The 8,344-nt window shown below is 63.4% G+C and carries 11 protein-coding genes; 8 read left to right on the top strand and 3 right to left on the bottom strand.

Annotated features, from left to right (window positions below; all coding sequences use genetic code 11):
- From ACHWRX_RS01400 to ACHWRX_RS01375, 6 genes are all read left to right on the top strand, one after another.
- On the top strand, positions 1 to 699 hold a 699-nt coding region (locus ACHWRX_RS01400), incomplete at its 5' end, for a glutathione S-transferase family protein (RefSeq protein ID WP_394657811.1).
- A gap of 86 nt (positions 700 to 785) precedes the next feature.
- Complete coding sequence (gene rpiB, locus ACHWRX_RS01395; protein WP_394657810.1) at positions 786 to 1,250, top strand: ribose 5-phosphate isomerase B; 465 nt, start codon at positions 786 to 788, stop codon at positions 1,248 to 1,250.
- Positions 1,247 to 2,554 carry a serine hydroxymethyltransferase gene (gene glyA, locus ACHWRX_RS01390; protein WP_288414012.1) on the top strand — a complete coding sequence of 436 codons (1,308 nt, stop codon included), beginning with the start codon at positions 1,247 to 1,249 and terminating at the stop codon, positions 2,552 to 2,554. The genes rpiB and glyA overlap by 4 nt, the downstream gene beginning before the upstream one ends.
- Before the next feature lie 3 nt (positions 2,555 to 2,557).
- Positions 2,558 to 2,785: a hypothetical protein gene (locus ACHWRX_RS01385; RefSeq protein WP_058735894.1), complete on the top strand. Its 228-nt coding sequence runs from the start codon at positions 2,558 to 2,560 to the stop codon at positions 2,783 to 2,785.
- A 15-nt stretch (positions 2,786 to 2,800) separates the two neighbouring features.
- Positions 2,801 to 3,262 (top strand): transcriptional regulator NrdR, encoded by a 462-nt coding sequence (nrdR, locus tag ACHWRX_RS01380; protein ID WP_183616301.1) that lies wholly within the window; start codon positions 2,801 to 2,803, stop codon positions 3,260 to 3,262.
- Complete coding sequence (locus tag ACHWRX_RS01375; protein WP_058735896.1) at positions 3,259 to 3,984, top strand: RNA methyltransferase; 726 nt, start codon at positions 3,259 to 3,261, stop codon at positions 3,982 to 3,984. The genes nrdR and ACHWRX_RS01375 overlap by 4 nt, the downstream gene beginning before the upstream one ends.
- A 52-nt stretch (positions 3,985 to 4,036) precedes the next feature.
- On the opposite strand, the gene ACHWRX_RS01370 is transcribed toward ACHWRX_RS01375, so the two are convergent.
- Positions 4,037 to 4,351, bottom strand: coding sequence for a chorismate mutase (locus ACHWRX_RS01370; protein ID WP_394657809.1), 315 nt, complete (start codon positions 4,349 to 4,351; stop codon positions 4,037 to 4,039).
- 239 nt (positions 4,352 to 4,590) lie between these two features.
- Between ACHWRX_RS01370 and rpsD the strand changes: the two genes are divergently transcribed.
- Positions 4,591 to 5,205, top strand: coding sequence for a 30S ribosomal protein S4 (rpsD, locus tag ACHWRX_RS01365; protein ID WP_058735898.1), 615 nt, complete (start codon positions 4,591 to 4,593; stop codon positions 5,203 to 5,205).
- Between the two features lie 140 nt (positions 5,206 to 5,345).
- Complete coding sequence (locus tag ACHWRX_RS01360; protein WP_183616299.1) at positions 5,346 to 5,525, top strand: hypothetical protein; 180 nt, start codon at positions 5,346 to 5,348, stop codon at positions 5,523 to 5,525.
- A 12-nt stretch (positions 5,526 to 5,537) separates the two neighbouring features.
- On the opposite strand, the gene ACHWRX_RS01355 is transcribed toward ACHWRX_RS01360, so the two are convergent.
- Positions 5,538 to 7,529, bottom strand: a complete 1,992-nt coding sequence (locus ACHWRX_RS01355) for an alpha/beta hydrolase family protein (protein ID WP_394657808.1) — start codon at positions 7,527 to 7,529, stop codon at positions 5,538 to 5,540.
- A 90-nt stretch (positions 7,530 to 7,619) separates the two neighbouring features.
- Positions 7,620 to 8,344 (bottom strand): tRNA guanosine(34) transglycosylase Tgt (locus ACHWRX_RS01350; protein ID WP_394657807.1); only part of this gene is annotated, 725 nt, incomplete at its 5' end.

Below are 8,344 nucleotides of genomic sequence, written 5' to 3'. Positions count from 1 at the left end.
TGTCCGGTGGCCTCGCACATCACGCTCGAAGAGTGCGGCGCGCAATACGAAGGCATCGCCGTCAATGTCCTGAAGGGTGATACCAGCACACCCGAATTCCTGGCGATCAGTCCACGCGGGTTCGTCCCCGTTCTTGTGACCGATGAGGGCCCCATCACCGAGAATGTGGCGATCATGGCCTATCTCGCGCAGACATTCCCCGAAGCCGGTCTGCTGCCGGCGCAAACGCCATTTGGGCTGGCGACGGTGAATGCGTTCAACAGCTTCCTGGCGACTACCGTCCACATCACCTTGCGCCACTTTTCCCGGCCCCGCATGTTCGCCGATGGCGAAGTCGCCCACGCAGCACTCCGCGCCAAGGTGCCCGAGATGCTGAATTACTATTTCGGCAAGGTGGAGGACATCCTGAAGGACGGTCGCCCCTTCGTGCATGGCGACCGGTTTACCACGTCTGACCCATACCTCTTCATCTACAGCTCGTATCTCCACTGGCCGACCGATCGGTGCGACATGAGCGCTATCCCGCATGTCCTCGCCCATCGCGAGCGGGTTCTGGCACGCCCGGCCACGCAGCGCGTTCTGGCCCTGGAGGGAATTCCGGACCCCGCCCTGCTGGGAGGGGAAAAGAGCCAGATCGTCCTGGACGCGCCCGGTGTCATGCCTGCCAGAGCCGATGGAGGGACCTCCGCCCTGCTCTAGAGCCACCTCGAAGCACGTACTGGCCATAGTGGCATCCTGGGACTATGGGGGCCGGTGAATCTCCACTGCCAGGATGAATCGCGCCCATGCGCATCGCCATCGCTTCCGACCACGCCGCCGTCGACCTGAAGGCCGAACTGCGCGAGTATCTGATCGTCCTCGGCCACGAAGTCGCTGATCTCGGGCCGGAAACCGCCGATCGCGTCGACTACCCGGATTATGGCTACAAGCTGGCCTCGGTCGTCGCAGACGGCACCGTGGAGCGCGCCGTGGCGCTGTGCGGCTCTGGCATCGGCATCTCCATCGCCGTGAACCGCCACCCGGCGCTGCGTTGCGCGCTCGTGTCCGAACCGCTATCCGCCGCCCTGGCCCGCGAACATAACGACGCCAATGCCATCGCCATGGGCGCGCGGCTGACCGGTATTGACATGGCCAAGGCCTGCCTCGATGCCTTCCTGTCGACCGAGTTCGGCGGCGGCCGCCACGCCGGCCGCGTCGACAAGCTATCCCATCCCCAGATCGCAGAACTGACCCAGGAGTCCGCCGCATGAGCACCGTCACCGATGCCCCCATCCGCTCCGCCGGCTTCTTCAGCGCCAGCCTGGAGCAGGCCGACCCTGAAGTCTTCGCCGCCATCCGGGGCGAACTGAAGCGCCAGCAGACCAAGATCGAGCTTATCGCCAGCGAGAACATCACCAGCAAGGCCGTGCTGGAAGCCACTGGCTCGGTCTTCACCAACAAGTACGCGGAAGGCTATCCCGGCAAGCGTTACTACGGCGGTTGCGAATATGCCGACGTGGTGGAAACCCTGGCGATAGAGCGCGCCAAGCAGCTGTTCGGATGCGATTTCGCCAACGTCCAGCCCAACTCTGGCAGCCAGATGAACCAGGCGGTGTTCCTGGCCCTGTTGCAGCCGGGTGACACGTTCATGGGCCTCGATCTCAACTCGGGCGGCCACCTGACGCACGGCTCGCCCGTCAACATGAGCGGCAAGTGGTTCAAGCCCGTGCCCTATGGCGTGCGCCCGGATGACCACCGGATCGACATGGACGAGGTTGCCCGCATCGCGCGCGAGTGCAAGCCCAAGCTGATCATCGCGGGCGGCACCGCGTATTCGCGCGTGTGGGATTTCCCCCGCTTCCGCGAAATCGCAGACGAAGTGGGCGCGTGGCTGCTGGTGGATATGAGCCACTTCTCCGGCCTGGTCGCCGGCGGTGCGCACCCCTCGCCCTTCCCGCATGCCCACGTCGTCACCACCACCACGCACAAGTCGCTGCGCGGCCCACGCTCCGGCGTGATCCTGACCAATGACGAGGATCTGGCGAAGAAGTTCAACACCGCTGTCTTCCCCGGCCTGCAGGGCGGTCCGTTGGTCCACGTGATTGCCGCCAAGGCCGTCGCTTTCGCCGATGCGCTGAAGCCCGAATTCAAGGCCTACGCCCATCAGATCGTGGCCAACGCGCGCGCGCTGGCCGCCAGCATCGAGGACGCCGGGCTCTCCGTCGTCTCGGGCGGTACCGACAATCACCTGATGCTGGTGGACCTCACCGCCAAGGACGTGACCGGCAAGGCCGCGGAAAAGGGCCTCGATCGCGCTTGGCTCACCTGCAACAAGAACGGCGTTCCGTTTGACAAGCGCTCGCCCTTCGTCACCTCGGGCATTCGCCTGGGCACGCCGGCCGGTACCACGCGCGGTTTCGGCACCGAAGAGTTCCGCGAAATCGGCCATTTGATCGTCCAGGTCGTCGATGGCATGGCGCGCAATGGCGACGAAGGTGATGGTCAGGTGGAACAAGCGGTGCGCGCGCGCGTAGAAGCGCTGTGCAATCGCTTTCCCATCTATGAGGACCTTTGAACCATGGTTCAGTTGAACGACCCCAACAATCGCGGTGATTTCATTTCCGACGCTCGTCAGGAGCTGGCCGGAATGCTGCAGGACGGGCTTAGCCACCCCTCCACCAAGCCGGTCCTGGCCTGGGGTGCGATCGGTGCTGTCGCCGCTGTCGTGCTGCCCTTCGTGACGATCCCGGTTGGCCTGGCTGCCGGCGCGGGCTACCAGTTCTACAAGCGGGTTCGCCCGAACTAATATTTGCGAGACTGAATGCGCTGTCCTTTTTGTGCCCACGACGATTCGCAAGTCAAGGACAGCAGACCGACGGAAGACAACAGCGCGATCCGCCGCCGCCGCCAATGCGGTGGCTGCGGCGCGCGGTTCACAACGTTCGAACGCGTCCAGCTGCGTGAGATCACCGTGATCAAGAGCGACGGCTCACGCCAGTCGTTCGATCGTTCGAAGATCGAGCAATCCGTTAGCCTCGCCTGCCGCAAGCGCAGTGTCGATGGCGAGAAAATCGATCGCCTGGTTTCCGGCGTGCAGCGACAAGTAGAGACCTTGGGTGAAAGCGAAGTCAGCTCGCTCGCCATCGGGGAGATGGTGATGGAAGGGCTGCGGCAAGTCGATTCCGTCGCCTATATTCGCTTCGCCTCGGTCTATCGCGATTTCAGCGAGGCCAGCGATTTTGCGGATTTCGCCAGCACCGTGCGCGGGGTGAGCGCCGGATGACCGCGCCGCAAAACCCCGTCATCGTGCTTGTCCGGCCGCAGTTGGGCGAGAATATCGGCAAGGCCGCACGCGCCATGCTGAACTTCGGGCTGACCGAGATGCGCCTCGTCACGCCGCGCGACGGATGGCCCAACCCCAGCGCCGGACCGGCCGCCGCTGGCGCGGATGTCGTGTTGGATCAGGCGCAAGTGTTCGGCTCGCTGGCGGAGGCCGTTGCCGATTGCGCCAACGTCTATGCCACCACCGTGCGCAAACGCGGCGTCACCAAGCCAGTCGTCACGCCCGAGCAGGCCGCCAGCGAAATCCGGACCGCGCCGGGCCGCTCCGCCTTCGTCTTCGGGCCGGAACGCTCCGGGCTCGAAACCGAGGATGTCGCTCTCGCCCGGGCGATCCTGACGGTACCGATCAACCCGCAGTTCGGTTCACTGAACCTAGCCCAGGCGGTGATCCTGTGCGCCTATGAATGGTCCAAGCATGCGACGCTGGTGCAGCCTACGGTCGAGGAACTGTTGCCCCCCGCCCCGCAGGACGAACTGGAAGGCCTGATCGGCCACTTCGAGCGGATGCTCGAAGCCAAGAACTACTTCTGGCCGCAGCCCAGGGCGGAAACCAATCGGCTGACCCTGCGCAATCTACTCACTAAGCCCGGCTGGAACCACCTGGAAGTGCGCACCTTCCGCGGCATCCTCACTACGCTGGAGCGCGACAAAAGAGAGCGTTGAACGATTCTGCGTTAGCGCTCGCAGGTCCGTTCGAGCGAGCGGGGACGGTCAATCAACCTCGGCGCTCGTCCCAATGGTCCAGCTCATAGGCGATCGAGGCTTCCACCAGTCCCTCCCAGATCACCGCCACCGCGTCCGCCGGCAATCCGAGCGCTTTGGCCCGTGCGCGTGCGTTGGCGATCACTTCGGCCTTGCGCGGCTCGTCACGCACTTGCCCGCGCTCAGGTTTGATCCGGGCGGCAGCGCGCATGTAAGCGAACCGCGTGGCCAGCATCTCGACCAGTCTCGCGTCCAGGTCATCGACCCCGGCGCGGACTTCGGCCATGGTGCTGCAGGCATCTGGTGACAGGGGCGTGGTATCGGGCATCAGCGCGCCCTAGCCGCCACGCCGCGCGTCGTCGAGGGGTTGGCATCAGCTTGACTTTCCCCGGCACGGCGCTAAACGCGCGCCTTCACTTGGACCCCGCCCTTACAGGGACCGGGATCGTCCGTTCGGCCCCGCACTCCGGTGAAGCGGTGGCCGCGTTCCTTACAGGGGCGGTGCGAATCCGGAAAACACATCGGCGTCGCCATGGTGGCGAGGCTAGCAGAATTGAAGGACTTCCTATGTCGAAGCGCCAGAGCGCCAAGCATAAACTCGATCGTCGCATGGGCGAGAATATCTGGGGCCGTCCCAAGAGCTCGGTTAATCGCCGCAGCTACGGCCCCGGCCAGCACGGTCAGCGCCGCAAGAGCAAGGTGTCGGACTACGGCATCCAGCTTCGCGCCAAGCAGAAGCTGAAGGGCTACTACGGCGACGTGACCGAGAAGCAGTTCAAGCGCACCTACGCCGAAGCATCGCGCATGAAGGGCGATACCGGCCAGAACCTGATCGGCCTGCTGGAGCAGCGCCTGGACATGATCGTGTACCGCGCCAAGTTCGCGCCCACGATCTTCGCCGCACGCCAGATCGTCAGCCATGGCCACATCCGCGTCAACGGCGTGAAGTGCAACGTCGCCAGCCGCCGCGTCTTCGTGGGTGACATCATCAGCCTGGGCGACAAAGCCAAGGAGATGGCGCTGATCATCGAAGCGCAGGGCCTGGCGGAGCGTGAAGTGCCCGATTACATCTCGCAGGACGGCACCGACAAGATCACTTTCGTTCGCGTTCCGACGCTGGACGAAGTGCCTTACCCGGTGAAGATGGAGCCCAACCTGGTCGTCGAGTTCTACTCGCGCTGATCGGCGGCTTTTTCTGCTGAAATCGATGAAGGCGGCTCCTTGGGGCCGCCTTTTTCGTACCTGATTGGTTTGCGACAAACCGTTTCAGATCAGGCGGATGGCGGGAACTCTCGGGCCCATAACGTCGTTCACTCGGCACTATGTCTAAGTATCGCTTCATCACCCCGCACCGCACCGGAAAATGGTATCCCGACCTCAGCTTGGCCAAGCGTTTTGCCAACGCCATCGGCGCCGGTTTCTTCGATAGTCGCAGTGGCGAATTCGTTGCCTATCCCGGCACCAAGCTGGAAGTGGCTGGCCTAGACGCGATGGCGCGATAATCGCGCGCGCGTCTACATCCCCAATGATTTCCGCAGGAAAGCATCTGACTCGCTGAGGAGGCGGGTACGTGCCGCTGCGTTAACCAGCTGATGGTCGAGCTTGGGAAACTCGATATACGTCACTTGCTTGCCCGCGCTCTTCAGGCGATCATTCATGATCTGGGACTCCCGTACGCCCACGTTGAGATCCCTGGTTCCGTGGAATAGCAGAACCGGCGCCTTGATCTTCGCGGCGTTCTGGGCAGGTGAGCCTTCGCGCAGGTGCGCCCCTGTACCGATGAACTGAGCGACAAGCCTGCCATTGACGTATTGCGACGCTTCGTCCCGCAGCATCGTCAGTTCCGTGACCGGAGCGACGGCGACGATGGCCTTGAAAAGATCGGAATCCAGCGCTGCGCTTTGCAGCGCGGCATATCCCCCATAGGACCAGCCGACGATCGCAAGCTTGCTGCCATCCGCGATCCCCTGCTTCACCAGCCATCGCCCGGCGTCGTTCACGTCGCCGATCGCCGTGCGCCAGGATTGAAACCCGTTCTTCTGGTACCAGGCCGATCCATAGCCCGATGAGCCCCGGAAGTTGGGCTGCAGTACGGCGTAGCCGCGTGCCGCGAAGAATTGCACCAGCCAATCGAAGCCCCACTCATCACGCGAGGAGGGCCCACCATGCGGCATCACGACGGCGGGCAGCCCCTTGCCTGATGTGCCAATCGGCAGTGTGAGATAACCCGGTATCGAGGTGCCGTCCTGGGCCGTAAAGGTGATGGACTTCATGGGCGCGAGGCTGACCGATTCCAAGTGTGGCCGGATCGGCAGAACCTCCTCCAGCCCGCGTGTCTTCTTGTCGAACAGGTAGGTCATCCCGGGGCTGGTGTCGCCCGAGGCAATCAGCAAAAGCTTGTCCTCACCTTGCGTCGCGTCGAGAAAATCGACTTTGGGCGCACCCGGAAGCGCCTTGCCCAGCGCAGCGCTTAACGCCTTCAATGCCGGGTCGAAATATTCGGTCGTTCGCCGATCGGTCGCATAGCTGGCGCCTACCACGCGCTCGCTGCGGCCGATCTGGATCAGCTGATCCACGTCAACGCCGGGCCGGCTCAACACATCCTCTCTGCGATTGGCACCATCGAGCGAGAGGCTGACGAGCTTTACAAAGCCATCCGTGTTATCAAACCCATACGCTACGTTCTTCGCGCTATCGACGGCCTCTGGCGTGAAGCCGGAAGTGGACTGGGCGCCGGCAGAGGCGGTCGACAGTCGCTGCCAATCGCGTGAGCCGGGTTTGCGGTAAAGATACTCGATCGTGTTCGACAGGTTGCCCGTGGCATCGATAGGCTGCGACACCATGACGCGGATTTGCCCATGGCCGTCAGAAATATAGCTGGTTGCGCTGGGACGCGGGCGCTCGACCGTGACGCGCCGCAGCGAAGCGGTATCGACCATCTCTACACCAAGGCCCTCCCCAGTCTGGGCGAGGCGCGTTCCGGTGCTCGCTTCCGGCACGAACTGACGAGAAACCAGGATCTGGCCGGGATGATCGGGCAGGTCCCAATCGATCAAGGTGCCGCCGTCCTGCATCGGCCCCAAAGCGTTTGTGCCTTGGCGCGCCGTCAATTGCACCATCTTTGAACCATCGGCATTGACCGCGAAGTTCCGCGTGAAGCCAAGGAGCAACGCCCCGGTATCGGCTATGCCATAGACCCGGCAGATGATCCGTTCGGAAGTCGGCCATGAGCATTTGGAAATGCGGCCGTCCTTGCTTTCGATCGTGGCGATCGGTTTGACTTTGCCGCCTGCGCTATAGTCGACCACGGATAGCCCCTGCCCATCTGGCAGCGGGCTTACGACGGCAAGCTTGCTGCCATCGGGAGACAAGCTGATATCTTCGACAGCCGGAAGCGCGCCAAACTTCGCCGCCACCGTGGCCAAATCGTCGGTCCCGGCAGAAGCTGCCCCGCCCATACCGATCAGCATCAGCGCGACCGCGCCGCCGATCCCATGTTTGCTCATTGAAAACCCCCCGGAAATCACGGGGAGACGGTGCCCCGCTATGGCGGCTGCGTCAACGGCGATCCATCGCGAGAGAAAAGCGAAACGTGCTTATCCGCTGCGCTGGTAACTGGCCCGGAACGAGCGGGCAAAGGCCGCGAAGCGCTCCTCCATGATCGCGTCGCGCATCGCCTGCATCAGCTGCTGATAAAACGTCAGGTTGTGTTCGGTCAGCAGCATCGCGCCCAGCATCTCGCCTGATTTGATAAGGTGATGCAGGTAGGCGCGTGAATAGGTCTGGCAGGTGGGGCACGGACAGCGATCGTCCAACGCCGCCGTATCCTCCGCATGACGCGCATTGCGCATGTTGACTGGCCCGTTCCAGGTGAACGCTTGTCCGTTACGACCAGAGCGCGTCGGCAGAACGCAGTCGAACATATCCACGCCGCGTTCCACCGCGCCGACCAGATCATCCGGCTTGCCCACGCCCATCAGGTAGCGCGGGCGATCTGCCGGAAGTTGCCCGGGCGCGAATTCCAGCGTGGCGAACATCGCCTCCTGCCCCTCACCCACGGCCAGTCCGCCGATCGCGTAGCCATCGAAGCCGATTTCAGTCAGCGCCTGCGCGGAGCTGCGGCGCAGGTCTTCGTCTAGAGCGCCCTGCTGGATGCCGAACAAGGCCGCTCTCTCGGCATGCTCGCCACCGGCGTCGAAGCCTTCGCGACTGCGTTTGGCCCAGCGCATCGACATTTCCATGGATCGCGCGATCACGTCCCGACCTTGGTCGATCTTCGGGCACTCATCGAACGCCATGACGATATCGGAGCCGAGCAGCC

The sequence above is a fragment of the uncultured Novosphingobium sp. genome (assembly GCF_964277725.1).
Lineage (GTDB): Bacteria > Pseudomonadota > Alphaproteobacteria > Sphingomonadales > Sphingomonadaceae > Novosphingobium > Novosphingobium fluoreni.
This window is presented reverse-complemented; position numbering and strand designations above follow the sequence as displayed.